Origin of the sequence: Actinomadura fibrosa, assembly GCF_900659615.1 — a bacterium.
GTDB lineage: Bacteria > Actinomycetota > Actinomycetes > Streptosporangiales > Streptosporangiaceae > Spirillospora > Spirillospora fibrosa.
Window position 1 is genome coordinate 1 of the sequence record NZ_CAACUY010000167.1, and the last position, 20,345, is coordinate 20,345.

General features: G+C 76.0%; 9 protein-coding genes. 6 read left to right on the forward strand and 3 right to left on the reverse strand.

Features of this window, described 5'->3' with window-relative positions:
• From E1300_RS35235 to E1300_RS35250, 4 genes are all read left to right on the forward strand, one after another.
• Positions 1-3,136 (forward strand): non-ribosomal peptide synthetase (locus tag E1300_RS35235; protein ID WP_131761447.1); only part of this gene is annotated, 3,136 nt, incomplete at its 5' end.
• Between the two features lie 13 nt (positions 3,137-3,149).
• The gene (locus E1300_RS35240) at positions 3,150-3,368 is read left to right on the forward strand and encodes an MbtH family protein (protein ID WP_131761448.1); all 219 of its coding nucleotides are present in this window, start codon (positions 3,150-3,152) and stop codon (positions 3,366-3,368) included.
• Complete coding sequence (locus E1300_RS35245) at positions 3,368-4,336, forward strand: ferritin-like domain-containing protein (RefSeq protein ID WP_131761449.1); 969 nt, start codon at positions 3,368-3,370, stop codon at positions 4,334-4,336. Before E1300_RS35240 ends, E1300_RS35245 begins: the two co-directional genes overlap by 1 nt.
• Positions 4,333-5,631: an MFS transporter gene (locus tag E1300_RS35250; protein ID WP_131761450.1), complete on the forward strand. Its 1,299-nt coding sequence runs from the start codon at positions 4,333-4,335 to the stop codon at positions 5,629-5,631. Before E1300_RS35245 ends, E1300_RS35250 begins: the two co-directional genes overlap by 4 nt.
• Before the next feature lie 80 nt (positions 5,632-5,711).
• Here E1300_RS35250 and E1300_RS35255 read toward each other — a convergent pair whose 3' ends face one another.
• From E1300_RS35255 to E1300_RS35265, 3 genes are all read right to left on the reverse strand, one after another.
• A complete protein-coding gene (locus E1300_RS35255) occupies positions 5,712-6,983 on the reverse strand; it encodes an aminotransferase class III-fold pyridoxal phosphate-dependent enzyme (RefSeq protein ID WP_131761451.1) in 1,272 nt (423 codons plus the stop codon).
• Positions 6,980-7,327 carry an acyl carrier protein gene (locus tag E1300_RS35260; RefSeq protein ID WP_131761452.1) on the reverse strand — a complete coding sequence of 116 codons (348 nt, stop codon included), beginning with the start codon at positions 7,325-7,327 and terminating at the stop codon, positions 6,980-6,982. Before E1300_RS35260 ends, E1300_RS35255 begins: the two co-directional genes overlap by 4 nt.
• A gap of 85 nt (positions 7,328-7,412) precedes the next feature.
• Entirely contained in the window at positions 7,413-9,041 is a 1,629-nt protein-coding gene (locus E1300_RS35265) for an AMP-binding protein (RefSeq protein ID WP_131761453.1), read from the reverse strand.
• Between the two features lie 230 nt (positions 9,042-9,271).
• Here E1300_RS35265 and E1300_RS35270 point away from each other — a divergent pair, with 230 nt between their 5' ends.
• Together E1300_RS35270 and E1300_RS35275 are read left to right on the forward strand one after the other, a co-directional pair.
• Positions 9,272-15,754 (forward strand): non-ribosomal peptide synthetase, encoded by a 6,483-nt coding sequence (locus E1300_RS35270; protein WP_131761454.1) that lies wholly within the window; start codon positions 9,272-9,274, stop codon positions 15,752-15,754.
• A gap of 212 nt (positions 15,755-15,966) precedes the next feature.
• On the forward strand, positions 15,967-20,345 hold a 4,379-nt coding region (locus E1300_RS35275; RefSeq protein WP_131761455.1), incomplete at its 3' end, for a tetratricopeptide repeat protein.

Here is a 20,345-nt window from a genome sequence, read left to right on the forward strand (position 1 = left end):
CGCCCTGCACGCCGTCCACCGCACCGGCGCGGCGTACGTGCCCGTCGATCCCGGCCTGCCCCCGGACCGGGCGCGGTTCATCGCGGAGGAGACCGGCGCCGTGGCGGTCATCACCCCCGACGGCTACGCGGAACTCGCCGCCGCGGATGCGCCCGCACCGGACGCGCCCGCACCCGACGCGTCGGCCGCGCCGGACCCGCTCGACGCCGCCTACGTGATCTACACCTCCGGCTCGACCGGCCGGCCCAAGGGCGTGGTCGTCCCCCATGCCGGGGTGGTGAACCAGCTCCTGTGGATGCAGGAGGAGTACCCGCTGCGCCCGGACGACCGCGTGCTGCTGAAGACGCCCGCGAGCTTCGACGTGTCGGTCTGGGAGTTCTTCTGGCCGCTGCTGGCGGGCGCGGCGCTCGTCGTCGCCGCTCCCGAGGGGCACAAGGACCCCGCCTACCTCGCCGGGCTCATCGAGCGGCAGGGGGTGACCACGGTCCAGTTCGTGCCGTCCATGCTGGAGGCGTTCGTGGGGACGCCCGACCTAAGGGACCTCCCGTCCCTGCGCCGCGTCCTGTGCATCGGCGAGGCGCTCGGCACGGCCCTCGCCGAACGCTTCCACGCCCTGTTCGACGCCGAGCTGCACAACCTCTACGGCCCCACCGAGACGTCGCTGGCCTCGACCGCGTTCGAGTCCCGGACCGGGACGCGCGAGGTCTCCATCCCGATCGGGCTGCCGCTGGCCAACACGCGGGTCTACGTGCTGGACGGCGCGTTGCGGCTCGTCCCGCCCGGTGTGGCGGGGGAGCTGTACATCGCGGGCGCCGGTCTGGCCCGCGGCTACCTGAAGCGGCCGGGCCTGTCGGCGGAGCGGTTCGTGGCGGACCCGTTCGGCGACCCGGGCACCCGGATGTACCGGACCGGCGACCTGGTCCGCTGGAACGACGACGGCCGCCTCGTGTTCGCCGGCCGGGCCGACGACCAGGTCAAGGTCCGCGGCGTCAGGATCGAGCTCGGCGAGATCGAGGCGGCGCTGAGCGCCCACGCCGCCGTGGCCCGCGCCGCGGTCGCGGCCAGGGAGGACCGGCCGGGCGCCGTCCGGCTCGTCGCCTACGTGGTCCCGGCGGACGGGCACGCCGTGGACGCGGGCGCGCTGCGCGCCCACCTGGCGTCCGTGCTGCCGGAGTCCATGGTGCCCGCGGCGTTCGTGGAGCTGGCGGCGCTCCCGGCGACCGTCAGCGGCAAGCTCGACCGGCGCGCCCTGCCTGCCCCGGAGGCCGACGCGTCCGCGGAGTACCGCGCCCCGCGCACACCCCGGGAGACCGTGCTGTGCGAGGTGTTCGCCGAAGTGCTGGGCCTGGAGCGGGTCGGCGCGGACGACGACTTCTTCGAGCTGGGCGGCGACTCGATCATCTCGATCCGGCTGGCCGCACAGGCGCGCGTCGCCGGGCTGGCGCTGACCCCGCGTGAGGTGTTCACCCTCCGCACCGCCGCCGCGCTGGCGGAAGCGGCCCGCGAGACCGTACCGGACGACACCGTCCCCGCGACCGAGCGGAATCGGACGGATCGGGACGAGCCCAGTGTGCTCCCGCTGACGCCGCTGCAAGAGGGGCTGCTGTTCCACTCCCGTCTCGACGAGCGGCACGTGGACGTGTACCAGATGCAGTCCACCGTCGAACTGCACGGGACCCTCGACGCCGACCGCCTCCGGGCGGCCTGCCGGGTGCCCGTCGATCGGCACGCCGCCCTCCGCGCCTTCATCACCGGGACGCCGACCGGGATGTCGGCGCAGGGCATCGCCCCCACGGTCACCGTCCCCTGGGAGGAGACCGATCTGCGCGACGTCGAGCCGGGGGAGCGGGACGAGCGCCTCGGTGAACTGCTCGCGCGGGACCGGCTGCGCCGCTTCGACCTGGACGCCGCGCCGCTGCTGCGGTTCACCCTCGTCCGCCTCGGCGACCTGCGGCACGTGCTCGTGTTCACCTGCCACCACCTCCTGCTGGACGGCTGGTCGCTCTCCCTCGTCCTAGGCGAGATCTTCGACGCCTACGCGGAGGACGGCGGCACGCCCCCGCTCCCGGCCATGCCTTACCAGGACTATCTCGCGTGGCTCGTCCGGCAGGACCGTCCCGCCGCCGAGGCCACCTGGCGGAGCGCGCTCGATGGCCTCGCGGAAGGCACGCTTGTCGCCCCGGCCGCGCGGTTCACCGCTCCGGACCGGCTGCCGGAGACCGTGCGCGCGGACCTGACCGCCGAGCGCACGGCGGCGCTGGCCGCGACCGCGCGGCGCGCCGGACTCACCCTCAACACCCTCGTCCAGGGCGCCTGGTCCATCGTGCTCGCCGGGCTGACGGGACGCAGCGACGTGGTGTTCGGCGCGACCGTCGCCGTCCGGCCGCACGAACTGGACGGTGCCGCCAGGGCCGTCGGGCCGCTCATCAACACGCTGCCGGTCCGGGTGCGCCTGGAGACGTCCGAGGCGGCCGGGCAGATGCTCGCCCGGACGCAGGACGAGCAGTCCGCGCTCGCCCCGTACCGGCACCTCGCCCTGGCCGACGTCCAGCGGCTCGCCGGGCGCGGCGCCCTGTTCGACACCTGCACGGTCTTCCAGAACCACTCCTCCGAGGCGGCGGCCGAGGACCTGCGGATCGGCGGCGGCCTGCGGATCGCCCGGCTCGGCGGGAGCGACGCCTATCACTACCCGCTGCGGCTCGTGGCGGTCCCCGGCGAGCGCCTGTCGCTGGAGCTGAGCCACCGGCCCGAGCTGATCGCCGCCACGGCCGCCGAAGCCGTGCTGTCGTCCCTGCGACGAGTGCTCGACGCCATGGGCGCCGACCTCGACACGCCGGTCGGGACGCTCCTGGCGATGGCCCGCCGGGAACGCGGCGAGACCGAGGAGGCCGTTCGGGCCCTCGTCGGCAAGGTCCTCGGCGTGGACGGGGTCGGAGCGGACGACGACTTCTTCGCCATCGGCGGGGACTCGGTCCGGGCGCTGCGCCTGCACGGGGCGCTCCGCGCCGCGTTCGGCGCGGACGTGGGGCTCCGCGCGGTCTTCGAGGCACCGACGCCCGCCGCGCTGGCCGCGCTGCTCGGCGACCCGGGCGCGCGGCGTCACCGAGCCCCACGGGAAACGAACAGACACCCATGAAAGGACTGCCACGGTGAAGAACCCCTTCGACGACCCGGACGGCCGGTTCCTGGTACTGGTCAACGACGAGGGCCAGCACAGCCTGTGGCCGTCCTTCGCCGACGTGCCCGCCGGATGGCGGACCGTCCACGGCGAGGACGGCCGGCAGGCGTGCCTGGACTACGTCGAGGAGCACTGGACCGACATGCGGCCGGCGAGCCTCGCCGCCCGGATGGACGGGGACGGACGCTGATGCCGCCCGTCCGCGCCGGGGACACCCTCCTTGAGGTCGACGCCCACATCCGCGCGTGCCTGAACTGGGACTACGGCCACCGCGACACGCGGCTGTGGCAGCTCTACGAGCGCAGCAAGGTCGCCCAGTGGAACGTCTCCACCGACATCGACTGGACCCCGGAGGTCCGCCTCGGCTCCGTGCTGAACCCGCGCGACGGCCTGGTGCCCCCGGTCGCGCCGCCGGGCAGCCCCGTGCCGCCGGAGCTGTGGAACGCCTTCCTGTGGGAGTTCCAGGTCTGGATGGTCAGCCAGTTCCTGCACGGCGAGCAGGGCGCGCTGCTGACCACCGCCCGGCTGGTCGAGACCGTCCCCGACATCGAGGCGAAGACCTACGCCGCGGCGCAGGTCGCGGACGAGGCCCGGCACGTCGAGGCGTACGCCCGCTACATCGACGAGAAGATCGGCGCGTCCTACCCGGTCAACGCCGGGCTGGAGCGGCTGCTGCGCGACCTGCTGGGCGAGTCGCGCTGGGACGTCCTGTACCTCGGCGTCCAGGTCGTCATCGAGGGGCTCGCGCTGGTCGCGACGCGGGTGGCGAGCACGAGCTTCGGCGACCCGGTCATCCAGGCGATCACCCGCCTGGTCGCCCGGGACGAGGCGCGGCACATCTCGTTCGGCGTGGTCGCCCTCGACGGCCTGTACCGCGACATGACGAGCGCGGAGCTGGCCGACCGCGACGCGTTCCTCCAGGAGGCGGTGCACGTCATGGCGCAGCGGTTCCTGCTCGGCGAGGTGTGGGAGCGCCTCGGCGCCGACGCCGCGGCGGGCCGCCGGTTCGTCCGCGGCGACCCGCGGATGACCGCGTTCCGGCGGCTGCTGTTCTTCAAGGTCGTCCAGGTGCTCCGGCAGATCGGCATGCTCACCCCGGGGCTCCGGGACCTGATGCTCGCCGAGTCGCTGGCGGCGCCCGAGGCGTTCGCGCGATGAGCGGCCGCGAGAGCGGGCCGGCGAGCGGGCGGGACGCCCCGCCGTCCCTGTGGCGCAACCCCGACTACGCGGGATGGTGGACGGGCAACACGGTCTCCGCCGTGGGCACCAGCCTGTCGGCGATCTCGTTCCCGCTGCTGGTGCTCTACACGACCGGCTCGGTGGCGAGGGCCGGCGCGATCGGCGCGGCGAACCTCGCGGGCGTGCTGCTGACGACGCTCCTCGGCGGCGCGCTCGCCGACCGGGTGTCCCGCAAGGCGATCCTCGTCCTGAGCCCCCTCGTCCAGGGCGCCGTGCTCGGCGCCGTGGCCGCGGCCGTGGCCACCGGGCACGCGACGATGCCGCTGCTCGTCGCGGCGGCCTTCGCGGGCGGCCTGGCGGCGGGCGTCGTGACCGGCGCCGAGACCTCGGCGCTGCGCCGGATCGTCCCGAAGGAGCAGCTGCCCACGGCGACGGGCCAGATGATGGGCCGCGACCTCGGCGCCGAGCTGGTCGGGGCCCCGCTGGGCGGGGTGCTGTTCGCCGTCGCCCGGTGGTTCCCGTTCGCCGCCGACGCCGTCTCGTTCGCGTTCGCCTCGGCGGGGGCGCTGCTGATCCGCCGCCCCCTCGGACCCGACCGGTCCGCCGCCGACCGGGGGAGCGGCGTGCTCGGCGACATCGCGGCCGGGATCCGGTTCGTCCGAGGGCAGCCGTTCCTGCGCTTCACCGTCGTCTGGGGCGCGCTCCTCAACACCGTCACCGAGGCGTTCACCCTGCTGTTCATCGCGCTGATCCGCTACCGCGGCGGCGGCCCGGCCCAGGTCGGCCTGATCAGCTCGCTGGCCCTGCTCGGCGGCGTAGCCGGCGCGGTGGCCGGCCCGTCGATCGCGCGCCGGGTCCGACCGCGCCGGGTCATGTACGCGGCGGCGTGGGCGTTCGCGGCCATCCTCGCCGCCTGCGCGTTCGTCCCGCGGCCCTGGCAGATCGGCGCGGTCGTGACCGTCGCCATGCTGACGATGGTCCCGCTGAACGTCGTCCTCCAGGCGGCGGTGGTCCGGGTCGTCCCGGACGAGTTCTCCGGCCGGGTCGCCGCCGCCGGCCGGTTCGGCACGATGGCGCTCCAGTGGACCGGCCCGCTCATCGCGGGCGCGCTGGCGAGCGCGTTCGGCGTCCCGGGAGCGGTGCTCGCGCTCCTCGTGCCGGTGACGCTGCTGGCCCTCGCGCTCCACCTCACGCGGTCCCTGGCCGCCATGGACGTGCTCGCCCAGGACGCCGCGGCGGAACCGGCGCTGGAGAAGGCGGCCACGGAGGCGTGACCCGCGCGGGGAAGCGCCCGCACGACCGACGGCGCCGGCGGCTCATCCGAGCCGCCGGCGCCGTCGCGCGGGGGCGTGGCCTATCCGGAACCAACGGAGGCGGTGCGCGCGACCCGGCGTCCCGCCGACCGGCAGCTCGCGTCCAGGATCGCGAACGCCCGCTCCAGCTGCGCGGTGCTCGTCACCGCGGGCGGGAGCAGCTTCACCACGGCCGGGCGGCTCAGGCTCTGGGCGGCGAGCAGGCCGCGCCGCCCGGCCTCCAGGACGGCGAGGCCCGCGACGGCCTCGCCGGTGAACTCGACGGCGCCGAGCAGGCCCGTCGACCGGACGTCGGCGACGATCCCGGGATGGGCGGCGGCGAGGTCCGCGACCCCGCGGGCCAGGCCCGCCGCGACGGCGGGCAGCCGCTCCGCCACGCCGTCGAGCAGGTCCAGCGCGGCGAGGCCGGCGGCGCAGGACGCGGGATGCCCGCCGAACGTCGCGGTGTGGAAGTAGGGGTCCGCCGCGAGCGGGGCGAACAGCTCCGGCGTGCCGACCACCGCCGACAGCGGCATGACGCCCCCGCCGAGCGCCTTGCCCAGCAGGACGGCGTCGGGCCGCACGCCCTCAGCGACCGCGACCGACACGGGCCCGCAGCGGCGCAGGCCGCACTGGATCTCGTCGGCCAGGACGAGCGCCCCGGCCGCGTGCGCGTCCGCGCTCCACCGGCGCAGCAGGTCCGGCGGGAGGGCCCGCCCGCCGCCCTCGCCCTGCACCGGTTCGACGATCAGCGCCGCGAACGGCGCCTCGGCGGCCGCGCGCGCGACCGCGTCCGGCTCCGGCGGGACGTGCCGCGCGTCGCCGAGGAACCCCTGGACGGGGCCCCGGCGGAGCGGGTCGTGGGTGACGGCGAGGGCGCCCATGCTCTTGCCGTGGAACCCGCCCTCGACGGCGAGGACCGACGGCCTGCCCGTTCGGGCGATCGCGAGCTTCAGCGCGGTCTCGACGGCGTCCGCGCCGTTGAGCCCGAACGAGACCCTGCTGAGCCGCCCCGGGTCCAGCAGGGCCGCGAGCCGGGCGGCGAGGAGCGCGGCATGGGGATTGGCCAGTAGCCGGGTCGACACCGGCATGCCGTCCAGCGCGCCGCGCACCGCGTCGAGCACCGGCGCGGGACGGTGGCCGAACAGCGGCACGGCGTAGCTGCCGAAGTCGAGCACCGTCCGTCCGCTCGACAGGCGCACCTCGGCGCCCTCCGCGGCCGTCTCATAGGCCCCGGAGCCGAGGATCCGCTGCCGCTCGGCGATGCCGGCGACGAGGTGGGCGGACGCGGCGGCGAAGACCTCCGCCGCCGCCGGGCCTGGCGGGGCGGTCATCCGCGCGGGTCCCGCTCGACGCCGTACCGCGCGCAGTACTCGGCGACCTCGGCCGGGCTCGCCGGATGCGCCTCGGACCGCGCCACCGCGTCCTCGATCAGCTCGACGACGTCGCCGACCGAGGCCAGCAGCATCGCCTGCTCCGGCGTCACCGAGTCCAGCCCGAACAGGTCCTCCAGCGCGAAGGCCAGCTCGGTCAGGGTCAGCGAGTGGAAGCCGAGGTCGTGGATCAGCCGGTGGTCCGGCACGACGACCTCCGCCGGGTTCGGCGCGAGGATCCGCACCATCTCGTGGACGACCGGCGCGACCAGGTCGGCGCCGGCCGCTGGGCTGGCCTCGGGCATGGGTTCGTTCCCTTCGGGTCGGTGTGGTGCCTTCGGGTCGGTGTGGTGCCTTCGGGTCGTGTGGTGATGATCTGCTGGGGTCGCCTCAGGGCGCGCCGGTGCCCGCGGGGGCCAGCGGCCTGATCTCGCCCTGGAGCGTCCCGTCGCACAGCGCCTGCCACATCACCCGGCGGCGGGGCTTGCCGCTGGAGGTGACGGCGAGGCCGGCGCGCGGCACGGTGATCGCGAGGAGGTCCGCGTCCGCGACGTGCTCGGCCAGCACCCGGCGGGCGATCTCCGCCCAGTCCGGCCGGGGCGCCGCGAGGACGACCGCGGCCGTCGGGCGGCCGTCCCGGACGCCGAGCAGCGCCGCCGCCCGCCGCTCCGGGATGCCGAGCTCGCAGAACCGCGCCTCCAGGCTCTCCGCGAACACCATCCGGCCGCGGACCTTCAGCCCGTCCCCGAGCCGTCCGAGCACGAAGAGCTGCCCGTCCCGCAGGAAGCCCGCGTCGCCGGTGTTCAGCACGCCGCCGCCGACGCTGGTGCCGGACGCGGTGCCGGCGCCGCCCGCGTAGCCGCTCGCGAGCGACGCGCCGGTCACGACGATCTGGCCCGTCACGCCGTCCGGCACCGGGTCGCCCTGCGTGTCGACGACCCGCACGCCGGTCCCGGCGATCGGGCGGCCGCAGCCGACGAGCGGCGCGGACCCGCCGTCCGGCGCGGCGGTCGACCACGTCTCGTCGAGGGGCAGCATCGTGACCGCGAGGGTCGCCTCCGCGGACCCGTAGGCGGGCGTCAGCGCGCGCCGGTCGAGGCCGTGCGGCCCGAGCAGCCGCTCGAAGCCCTCCAGGACGCGCGGGTCGATCCGCTCCGCGCCGAGGATGATCGCCCGCAGCGAGTCGAAGCGCAGGCCCGCCAGCCGCTCCGGCGGGACCCGCCGCAGGATGTAGGCGAGCCCGAAGTTCGGCATCGGCGCGAACCGGACCCGCTGCTCGCTGATGCAGGCCAGGTAGCGCAGCGGCGTCCGGATGAAGTCCTCCGGCTGCATCAGCCAGCCGTCGCAGCCGGTGACGACGATCGTCGTCAGGCCGCCGATCAGGCCCATGTCGTGGTGGACGGGCATCCAGTTGATGATCGGGCCGTCGGGCGCGAGCCGCAGGTGGCGGCGGATCGCGTTCACGTTCGCCGCGAGCGCGCGGGCGGGGATCCGCACGCCGCGCGAGAAGCCGCTCGACCCGGAGGTGAACTGGAGCAGCGCCGTCCCGGCGCGGTGCTCGGCGGGCGGCACCGGCCGCGTCCCCGCCACGAGGTCCTCGAACCGGACGGGCGCGGCGAGCCCGGCGCGCCCGGCGACCGGCGCGACCCGGCCCAGGTCGGCGCCGCCGGTGACGGTCAGCGCCGGGCGCGCGATCCCGAGGACGTGGGAGAGGTGCCGCTCGTAGTCGTCGCCGCGCTGGAACGCGAACGGCGGGGCGATCGAGGTGACGGTGGCGCCGGCGGCGATGGCGCCGAACAGGCTCGCCACGAAGCCGGGGCCGCACCGCTGGACGACGGCGACGACGTCGCCCTCGCCCACGCCCCGCGCGGCGCAGCCGGCGGCGACCCGCAGGGTCAGCTCCCGCAGCCGCGGATAGGGCCAGAAGTCCCAGCCGCCGTCCGGGCGCGCGAAGCGCAGGCCGCGGTCCGGCGCCGCGTCGTCGAGCCATTGCAACAGGGACCTGTCCGCGATCGGCACGTCCGGCCTCCCCTTCTCCGCGCTGCCCCACGACGGCGACTTCCCGCAATTGTGGGCGGGCGCGGCGGTCCCGCCCCAGGCAGCGGCCCGGCAACTCGCCCGGCCCGCGCGGCAATCGGCCCGCCCCGGTTTCCGGCGTCCTGCCTGGCCGCCGCCGTCCGCGCGGGCCGACACTGGCAGCCGGCCGGCGCGCCCGCGCCGCTCGCCTCCGCTGAAAGGCAGCCGGATCGATGAGCACGCACACCGCCGCCCCCGCACGCCTCCCGCTGACCGCGGCGCAGTACGGGGTGTGGCTCGCCCAGCGGATCGATCCGGCGTCCCGGGCGTTCGAGCTCGTCCAGTGCGTCGACGTCCACGGCCCCGTCGACACCGCCGCCTTCGCGGACGCGCTGCGGCGGGCGGAGGCGGAGTGCGGCACGTTCGACGTCCGCATCGGCGAGGACGAGGACGGGCCCTACCAGGTGCTCGGCGGCCCGTGCCCCGCCCCGGTCCCCGTGGTGGACCTCAGCGGCGAGCCCGACCCGTCCGCCGCCGCCGACCGCGCCATGGAGCGGGACCGGGCCGTCCCGTTCGACCTCCTGCGGGACCGGCTGTCCAAGGACGTCCTGTACAAGCTCGCCGACGACCGCTACCGCTGGTACAGCCGGTGCCACCACCTCGTCGTGGACGGCTTCGGCGGCGCCCTCTACCACCGCCGGATGGCCGCGCTGTACACGGCCGGGGTCCTCGGCACCGAGCCGGACGCCGGCACCCGCCTCGGCGGGGTCGCCGAACTCCTCCGCGCCGAGGCGGACTACCGGGCCTCCGCCGACCGCGAGGACGACCGCGCCTACTGGACCCGGCGGCTCGCCGACCTGCCCGAGCCCATCAGCCTGGCCGAGCCCGTGAGCCCGGGCGGGCCCGGGGCGGCCGGGCCGCACGCCCCGCCGTTCCACCGCGCGACCGCCCGCCTGTCCGCGGACGCGTTCGGCGCGCTGACCTGGGCGGCGCGCGAGGAGCGGACGAGCTGGACGGTGCTCGTCCTCGCGGCCGTCGCCGCGTACCTGCACCGGATGACCGGCGCCGCCGACCTCACGATCGGGATCCCCGTGGCGGCGCGGCGCGGTGCCATGCTCGCCGGCCCCGGCATGGTCTCCAACGAGCTGCCGCTGCGGCTGTCGCTCGGGCCGGCGACGACCAAGGGCGAGCTCGTCCGCCAGGTGTCGGCGGAGCTGGCCGGCCTGCTGCGGCACCAGCGCTTCCCCTACGACGAGCTGCGCCGCGAGCTGCGCCGTGACCAGGGGGACGGCACCGCCCCGGCGGACGGGGACCGGCACCTCTTCGGCGTCTCGGTCAACATCATGCCGCTCGACGGGAGCCTCACGTTCGCGGGCCACCGCTCGACCGTCCGGACCCTGGACAACGGGCCCGTCCGCGACCTCACCCTCACCATCGCCGCGGACGGCGCGTCCGGCGGGCTGGTCGTCGACGTCGACGCGGTGGCCGGCCGGTACGGCGCCGCCGCGGTCGCGCGGCACCGCGACCGCCTCCGCGACCTGCTCGCCGCGTTCGCGGCGGCCGGACCGCGGGAGCGGGTCGGCGCCTTCGAGCTGGCGGCCCCCGCCGAGCGGGACGCGCTCCTCGGCGCGTGGGGCCGGAACGCCCGCCCGCCCCGGCGGACGGCACCGACGATCCACGAGGAGTTCGCCCGCCGGGCCGCCCGGACCCCGGACGCCGTCGCGGTCGTGTTCGACGGGCGGCGGCTGACCTACGCGGAACTGGACGCGCGGTCGGACGCGCTGGCCCGCCGCCTGGTCCGGCTCGGCGTCCGCGCCGAGGACCCCGTCGGCGTCCTCCAGGAACGCGGCGCGAGCCTCGTCGTGTCCCTGCTGGCGGTGCTGAAGGCGGGCGGCGCCTACATCCCGCTGGAACGCCGCTTCCCCCCGGCGACCGTGCGGGCCGTCATGCGCGACCTCGGCGTCGCGGTGCTGCTGACCGACGCGGAGTCGGGCGGCGCGGAGTTCGCGGACGCGGTCGCCGTGGTCCCCGTCGGCGAGGAGCCGGCCGAGGACGACGGCACCGCGTCCGCTGGTGACGAGCCGGCCGTCCCGGTGCCCGTCGGCGGCGATGCCCTGGCGTACGTGATGTGGACGTCAGGGTCGAGTGGCGGCGCGAAAGGCGTGGGCGTCCCGCACCGTGCGGTGTTGCGGTTGGCCGATGACGAGGTGTGGGGGCCGGGGGAGGTGGGCCGGGTGCTGGTGCATTCGGCGCAGGCGTTCGACGCGTCGGTGTTCGAGTTGTGGGTGCCGTTGCTGAACGGCGGCGGGGTCGTGATGTGCGCGGGCGAACTCGACGTGGAGACGCTGGGGCGGCTGGTGGACGAGTGGGCGGTGCTGGCGGTCTGGCTGACGGCGGGCCTGTTCGACCTCGTGGCCGCGGAGGAGCCGGGCGTCCTGGCGGGCTTGCTGCGTGTCTGGACGGGCGGGGACGTGGTGTCGGGGTGGGCGGTGCGGCGGGTGATGGAGGCGTGTCCGGGGTTGGAGGTGGTGGACGGCTACGGTCCGACGGAGACCACGGTGTTCGCGTCCCGGTTCGTGATGGATTCGGCGGAGGCGGTGCCGGATGTCGTGCCGATCGGCGAACCCATGGACGGCTCCGTCCTGTACGTGCTGGATGGCGCACTCCGACTCGTGCCTGAGGGCGTGGTCGGGGAGCTGTACGTCGGTGGCGACGGGCTGGCGAGGGGGTATGTGAACCGCCCGGCCCTGTCAGCGGAGCGGTTCGTCGCCGATCCCTTCGGGGTCGCGGGTTCGCGCATGTATCGGACCGGTGATCTGGTCCGCTGGGACGGCCGGGGCCGGTTGATGTTCGTCGGCCGTGCCGACGACCAGGTCAAGGTGCGCGGGTTCCGCATCGAACCGGCCGAGGTCGAGGCCGCGCTGGCCCGCCACCCCTCGGTGCGCCAGGCGCTGGTGATCGCGCGGCAGGACCGTCCCGGAACGAGGCAGCTCGTCGCCTACGTCGTCCCGGCCGAGGGGTCGCACGGCCTGGACGCGGCGGCACTGCGCGACCACCTCGCACCCGTCCTGCCGGACTACATGCTGCCCTCCGCCTTCGTCGCGATGGACGCCGTCCCGAGGACCGCGAACGGCAAGGTGGACCGGCGCGCCCTGCCCGCTCCGGAGTTCACCGCGGCCACCCGGCACCGGGCGCCCCGGGGACCGCGCGAGACCATGCTGAGCGCGCTGTTCGCCGACGTGCTCGGGCGGGAGCGGGTCGGCGCCGACGACGGTTTCTTCGACCTGGGCGGGGACTCGATCACGGCCATCCAGCTCGTCGCCCGCGCGCGGGCGGCCGGATGCGAGATCACCGCGCGCGACGTCTACGCCCACCGCACGGTCGCGGGCCTCGCCGGAATCGCCCGCGACGTCACCGCCGAGCCCGAAGACGCGTCCGCCGGAGAGCCGCTGCTCGACCTCGACGAGGACGAGCTCGCGCACCTGGCCCGCGCGGGCACCGGACGCGCGGCCGAGTACCTGCCGCTGTCGCCCCTGCAAGAAGGCCTGCTGTTCCACGCCCTCTACGACACCGGCGGGGTCGACTTCTACAACGTGCAGGTCGCCTGCGACCTGACGGGCGTGCTGGACGCCGCGCTGCTGCGCGCGTCATGCCGGCGGCTGGCCGCGCGGCATCCCGCCCTGCGGGCCGGGTTCGTCCAGTGCCGTTCGGGACGGGCCGTCCAGGCGGTCACCGAGGCGGCCGACGTCCCGTGGACCGAGATCGACCTGACCGGCGTGGACGCGGAGGCGCGCGGCGCCCGCGCGGCGGAGGCGCTGGCCGCCGAGCGCACCCGCCGGTTCGCCATGGACCGCCCGCCGCTGGTGCGGTTCACGCTGCTGAGGCTGGACGAGCAGCACCACGTGCTGGCCTTCACGCACCACCACATCCTCCTGGACGGCTGGTCGCTCGTCCGCGTGCTCCAGGACCTGTTCGACCTGTACGCGCACGGCGCGGACGGCGCCGGACTCTCCGAGCCCGCGCACTTCCGCGGCCACCTCGCCTGGCTCGCCGCCCGGGACGCCGGCGCCGCGGCGGCGGCCTGGCGCGACGCGCTCGCCGGGATCGACGAGCCGACGCTGCTCGCCCCGGGGTCGGCCGAGACGGCGCCGACCGCGCTCCCGGAGCTGCTGGCGGCCGAGCTGCCCGAGGCGTCCACCGCCGCGCTGGCCGCCTCGGCCCGCGACCTGGGCGTGACGGTGAGCACCCTCGTCCAGGTGGCGTGGGCGCTGTTCCTCGCCGCGCGGACCGGGCGGCGGGACGTGGTCTTCGGCACGACGGTCAGCGGGCGCCCGCCCGAGCTGGCCGGGGTCGAGTCCATGGTCGGGCTCCTCATGAACACGGTGCCCGTCCGCGTCCGCCTGGACGGGACCGAGACGCTCCGCGACCTGGCGAGGCGGATCCAGGACGAGCAGACGGCGCTGCTGCCCCACCAGTACCTGGGACTGGCCGAGATCCGGCGCCTGGCCGGGGCCGGGGAACTGTTCGACACGACGATCGTCTACGAGAACGTGCCCGTCGGCGACGCCCTGTCCCGGACCGCCGTCACCGACGACCTGCATGTGACGGTCGACCGCTCCGGAGCCGTCGTGGCGGCCACCCACTACCCCCTCAGCCTGACCGTGTTCCCCGGCGAGCGGCTCCGGCTGGAGCTGAACCACCGGGCCGGCGCGCTCGACCGGACCGCGGCCGAGGCGTTCACCGCGGGGGTGCGGCACCTGCTGGAGTCCTTCTCCGGCAACGAGGACCTGCCCGTCTCCCGGTTCGATCCCGCGTCCCGTGCCGAGCGCGCCCGCGTGCTGGAGTGGGGCGGCGCCGCGCGTCCCGCCGCCCCGGACGTCCGGTCGTCGATCCCCGAGCGCTTCGCCCGGCGCGCGGCGGAGTCCCCCGACGCCGTGGCCGTGGTGTCCGGCGGCGCCTCGCTGACCTACGCCGGGCTGGACGCCCGGTCGGAGCGGCTCGCCCGGCACCTGACCGGGCTCGGCGTCCGGCCCGGCGACCGGGTCGCGATCCTCCAGCGCCGTTCGGCGGACGAGGTCGTCTCGCTCCTCGGCGTGCTGAAGGCGGGCGGCGCCTACGTGCCGCTGGACGCCCGCTTCCCCGAGTCGGCGCTCCGCGAGGTGGCGCGCGACATCGGAGCCCGCGCCGTCCTCACCGACGCCGATTCCGGCGGTCTGTCCCTCGGACCGGACGTCGCGGTGGTCTCACTCCGCGACCTCGACCTGGACGGTCCAACCGTCCCCGATCGCGTCCCGGTACGTGTCAGTGCCGACGACCTGGCCTATGTGATGTGGACGTCGGGATCGACCGGTGGGGCGAAGGGCGTGGCTGTTTCGCACCGTGCGGTGTTGCGGTTGGCCGATGACGGGGTGTGGGGGCCGGGGGAGTCGGGGCGGGTGCTGGTGCATTCGGCGCAGGCGTTCGACGCGTCGGTGTTCGAGTTGTGGGTGCCGTTGCTGAACGGCGGCGGGGTCGTGATGTGCGCGGGCGAACTCGACGTGGAGACGCTGAGACGGCTGGTGGAGGATTCCGATGTCTCGGCGGCATGGCTGACGGCAGGACTGTTCACCCTCGTCGCGGCCGAGGACCCCGCGTGCCTGGCGAAGCTGCGTCGCGTCTGGACGGGCGGGGACGTGGTGCCGGGGTGGGCGGTGCGGCGGGTGATGGAGACGTGTCCGGGGTTGGAGGTGGTGGACGGCTACGGTCCGACGGAGACCACGGTGTTCGCGTCCCGGTTCGTCATGGAATCAGCTCAAACGGTGCCGGACACCGTCCCGATTGGCGAACCGATGGACGGCTCCGTCCTGTATGTGCTGGATGGCGCGCTCCGGCTGGTGCCTGAGGGCGTGGTGGGTGAGCTGTACGTCGGTGGCGATGGGCTGGCGAGGGGGTATGTGAACCGCCCGGCCCTGTCGGCGGAGCGGTTCGTCGCCGATCCCTTCGGGGCTGCGGGTTCACGCATGTATCGGACGGGTGACTTGGCCCGCTGGGACGGCCGGGGCCGGTTGATGTTCGTCGGCCGTGCCGACGACCAGGTCAAGGTGCGCGGCTTCCGCATCGAACCGGCCGAGGTCGAAGCCGCCCTCGTCGATCATGGAGCGGTCGCGCAGACCGTCGTGATGGCCCGGCAGGACCGTCCGGGCGTGAAGCGGCTCGTCGCGTACGTCGTCCCCACCCTCGATGGCGGCTTCGATGCCCGCGAGCTGCGCGACCACCTCGCCGCGGCCCTGCCGGAGTTCATGGTCCCCTCGGCGTTCGTCCCGCTGGACGCGGTCCCGGTGACGGCCAACGGGAAGGTGGACCGCCGGGCCCTCCCGGCACCGGACCCGGCGGTCTCCGCGGGGTTCCGGGCCCCGGTCACCGAGGCCGAGCGGATCCTCTGCCGCCTCTACGGGGAGACCCTGGCGCTGGAGCGCGTCGGCGTGGACGACGACTTCTTCGAGGCGGGCGGCGACTCCATCATCGCGATCCAGCTCGTGGCCCGGGCCCGCGACCGGGGCCTGGAGATCACCCCCCGCGAGGTCTTCGAGCGGCGCACGGTGGCGGCCCTGGCCGAAGCGGCGCGCACGGTCGCGCCGGAGGACGCCGAGCCCCCGGCACCCGAGCCGATCGTCCTGGACGACGACGAACTGGCCGACCTGGAACACCTCTGGCACACGAACGACGACCCCCCGTAGACCAAGCCGCCGGACGCGCTGCGCGCCCGCCCCTGGCCGAGGTCACTCCACGAGACGGCACGGCGACGGATGGGAATGCGAGCCGTACGAGTGTGTACGGATTTTTCCTCACTCGGTTGTGCGGGCACCGGACCGGAGGTCTGCTGAAGGCGACCGGTCAGAGCGCGAACGGCGGGGCGCCCCGGTGCGTCGCCGTGCACGAAGAGGTGGCCATGACGCTGAGCGACGGTGATCCGCGGCAGAAGGGGACGGCGGCGCACTTCCACGGCCCGGTGCGCGCGTCGGGGGACCTCGTCATGGGCCAGAAGGTGGTCTTCGAGGCCGCCGCCCGGTTCGTGCCGCCCCTCCGGCAGCTCCCGCCCGCCCCCGGCGACTTCGTGGGCCGGGACGAGGAACTGGCCGCGATGGACGCCGCGCTCGCCGGCCTGGAGGGCCGCGCGTCCGCGGCGGTCGTGCACGTGCACGGCATGCCGGGCGTCGGCAAGACGTCGCTGGCGCTGCACTGGGCGCACCGGGCCGCCGCCCGTTTCGACAGCCAGATCTTCGTGGACCTGCGGGGCGCCTCGCGCAGGCGGCCCGTGCCGCCGGGGGACGCGCTGTTCGACCTGCTGCGCAGCCTCGGCATGGCGGCCGGGGAGATCCCGGTCGACGAGGACCGCCGCGCCGGGCTGTTCCGGTCCCTCGTGGCGGACCGGCGGGTGCTGGTGGTCCTCGACAACGCGGCGTCGTCGGAGCAGGTCGAGCCGCTGCTGCCCGGCGGTGGCGGCTGCCTCGCGGTCGTGACCGGCCGGGCCCGGCTCGTCGGGCTGCTCGCCGGGGCCGGGGCCGTCTCGGTGCCGGTCCCGCCGCTGACGGCCGCGGACTCCCGCGAGCTGGTCCTGCGGCTGCTCGGCGGCGGGCGGGACGCCGAGCGGGGCGCGGTCGCCGAGCTCGCCGAGTCGTGCGCGCGGCTGCCGCTGGCCATCAGGATCGCCGTGACGGAGCTGGAGGCGCGGCCCGGGGGGTCCGTCGCGGAGCTGGTCGACGACCTGAGGGCCGGCGGCCGGCTCGACATGCTCGCGGTGGACGACGACGCGGGCCTCGGCGTCCGCCCGGCGTTCGACCTGTCGTACGACAAGCTGGACCCGGGCGAGCGCCGCGCGTTCCGGATGATCGGCCTGATGCCGGGCCCCGACTTCTGCCGGGACGGGGTCGCGGCGCTCCTCGGCGTCTCCGGCGGGGAGGCCCGCCGCATCCTGCACCGGCTGCTCCGCAGGCACCTGGTCGAGCCGGCGCCCGGTGGCCGGTTCCGGCTGCACGACCTGCTGAACGAGTACGCGCGCGAGCGCCTCGACGCCACGGACGGCGGCGCCGGCGGGGAGACCGCGGACGCGGCGGTCCGGCGCCTGCAAGCGTGGTTCCTCACGAACCTGAGGGGCTCGCCCGGGACGGCCGGCGGGCCCCGGCGGGAGGTCACGGAGTCCCTCGCCTGGCTGGAGGCCGAGCGCGCCGGGCTGGTCGCCATGACCCGCCAGGCCGCCGAACGGCGGGACCACGAGCTCACCTGGACGCTGGCGGACGCGCTGCACCAGTTCCTGCGCTGCGGCAAGCACGGCAGCGACAACCTCGACGTCCACGAGCTGGGCCTCGCCGCGGCGCGGGCCGCGGGGGACCGCCGGGCGGAGGCGCTGATGCTCGACCAGCTCGCGGTGGTGCACCGCGACCTCGGGCACTACCGCGACGCGCTCGCCGGGGCCACCGCGGCCTTCGAGATCTTCACGGCGCTCGGCGACGACCACCGGGCCGCGTGGGCGCTCGTCACGCGCTCCCGCGTGGAGTACGCCTGCTCCCGCTACCAGGACGCGCTGCTGTTCGCCGACCGGGCCTGCCGGATCCTGCGCGGCAAGGGGGACGAGCGCGGTGTCGGGGACGCCCTGGAGCGGATGGCGGAGGCGGAGTGGCGGCTGGCGCGCTACGGCGCCGCCCTGCGGCACGCGCGGGACTCGCTGCGCATCCAGCGGGAGATCGGGAACGACTCCGGCGAGGCCGACGCGCTGGAGACCGTCTCGCGGGTCCTGCGCCGGCTCGGCCGGTGCGGGCGGGCGCGCGAGGCCGCGGAGCAGGCGCTCGCCGTCCGGGAGCGGCTCGGCGACCGGCGCGGCCAGGCGGAGGTGCTGGACACCCTGTCCCGGATCGCGCGGCGGACCGGGCGGCTGGCCGAGGCGCTGGGCCGCGCGGACGGCGCGGTGCGCATCCGCGAGGACATCGGCGACCTCGCCGGGGTGGCGGCGAGCCTGAACAGCCGCGCCCGCATCCTGCAGAAGCAGGGCGACCACCCGGGCGCCCTGGACGGCGCCCGCCGGGCCCTGGAGACCGGCCGGGGCATCGGGGACCGCTACGCGGAGGCGCAGTCGCTGTCCACCATCGCGACCCTGTACCACGACTCCGGACGCTACGACGAGGCGATCGGCCGCGCCCGGGAGGCCCTCGCCATCCAGCAGCGGATCGGCGACCAGCACGGCGCGGCCTCGATCCTCAACCTGATCGCCATGGTCGAGCGGCGGCTCGGCCGGCACGCCGACGCGCGCCGCGACGCCGAGCGGGCGCTCGCGCTCCAGCGCGGCATGAAGGACGGCTACGGGATCGGCAAGACGCTGAACAACCTCGCCGAGACCGAGCGGAGCGCCGGCCGGTACGCCGCGGCCCTCGCCCGCGCCCGCGACGCCCTCGCCGTCCGGCGGGCCGGCGGCGACCGCGTCGGCATGGGCGAGAGCCTGGCCACCATCGCGCGCCTCCAGTGCCGGATGGGCGACCACCGCGCGGCCACCGCGCACGCCGGCGCCGCGCTGCGGTTGCAACGCGACATCGGCGACAGGGCGGGCCAGAGCACCACCCTGGACGTGCTCGCCCGCATCTGCATCCGCACCGCGCGCTACCGCGCGGCCGCCGCCCTCGCCGAGGAGTCGCTGGCCATCGCCCGCGCCATCGGCGACCCGCGCGGCATCGCGGAGAGCGTCGCCAGCGTCGCGCTCGTCAACTGGCACCGCAGCCGCTACCGGGAGGCTCTCGCCGCCGCCGGCGAGGCGCTCGCGATCCAGCGGGAGATCGGCGATCTGGCCGGGACGAGCCACTCCCTGTACATCCTCGCGCGCGTCCACTCCCGGGTCGGGCACTACGAGCGGGCGCGGCGGTGCGCCCTGGAGTCCCTGGAGATCTGCCGGCGGACGGGCGACCGGCACGGGGAGAGCGACGACCTGCTCACCCTCGCGCACAACGACCGCAGGCAGGCCGAGTACGGCCGCGCGCTGCGGGCGGCCCGCCGGGCCCTGGAGATCAAGCGGGAGATCGACGACCGCACGGGCGAGGCCGAGTCGCTCACCCTCATCGGCAGGGTGCGGGGGCACCTCGGCCACCACGCGGGCGCCCTCGCCGACCTCGCCGAGGCGCTCGCCGTCCAGCGGGCGCGCGGCGACCGGTACGGCGAGGCGGAGACCCTGTACACCATCGGGCTCCAGTACTGCAGGCTCGCCCGCTACCGCACGGCCGCCCGCAGCCTGGACGAGGCGCTGCTCATCCAGCGGCGCATCGGCGACCGGGCGGCGGAGGGGCGGACCCGCAACGCGCTCGCCGAGGTCTGCCGCCGGCGGGCCGCCTACAAGGAGGCGATCCGGCACGCCCGCGCGGCGATGCGGATCCACCGGGAGATCGGCGACCTCGGGGCGGAGAGCGAGGCGCGCGACGACCTCGCCCGGATCTACCACCTGCTCGCCCGCTACGAGGACGCCCTCGCCGAGGCCGAGACCGCCCTGCGCGTCCGCGCCGGGCTCGGCGACCGGCGCGGCCGGGGCGAGAGCCTCGACACGCTGTCGCGCGTCCACCGCTGGCTCGGGCGCAACGAGCTTGCGGCCGCCGTCGCGGAGGAGGCGCTGGAGCTGCACCGGCGCACCGGCGACCGGCACGGCGAGGCGGAGAGCCTGGAGACGCTGACGCACGCCCGGTGGCGCCTCGGCGACGACGCGGCCGCGCTGGCCGCCGGACGGGAGTCGCTGCGGATCCGGCGCGCGATCGCCGACCGGTACGGCGAGGGCCAGATCCTCGACCTGCTCGCCCGCGTCCACCGGTACCACTCGCGCTATCCCGAGGCGATGGAGCACGCGACGCGGGCGATCGCGCTGCGCCGCGAGATCGGCGACCGGCGCGGCGAAGGCGACAGCCTCACCACCATGGCCCGCCTCCTCCGGCGGCTCGGCGACACCGGAGGCGCGCTGGAGCACGCCCGCCGGTCGCTGGCGATCCGCGCGGAGATCGGCGACCGCCGCGGGACGGCGGACACGCTCGACGTCATGGCGCGGATCCGCCTCGACGCGGGCGACCGGGACCGGGCCCGCGCGCACGCCCTGGACGCCGAGCGGATCCAGGCCGCGATCGGCGACGCGTGGGGGCGCGGCGAGAGCCTGCTGCTGCTCGGTGAGATCCACGAGGCGATGGGGCTGCCGCGCGAGGCGGCCGAGTACGCGGCGCAGGCGGTCATCGGCTGCCGCGGCGTCGGGAACCGGTCCTGCGCCGCCAAGGCCGCGGGCCTGCTCGACCGGTCGCGGGCGCCGGCGCCGGC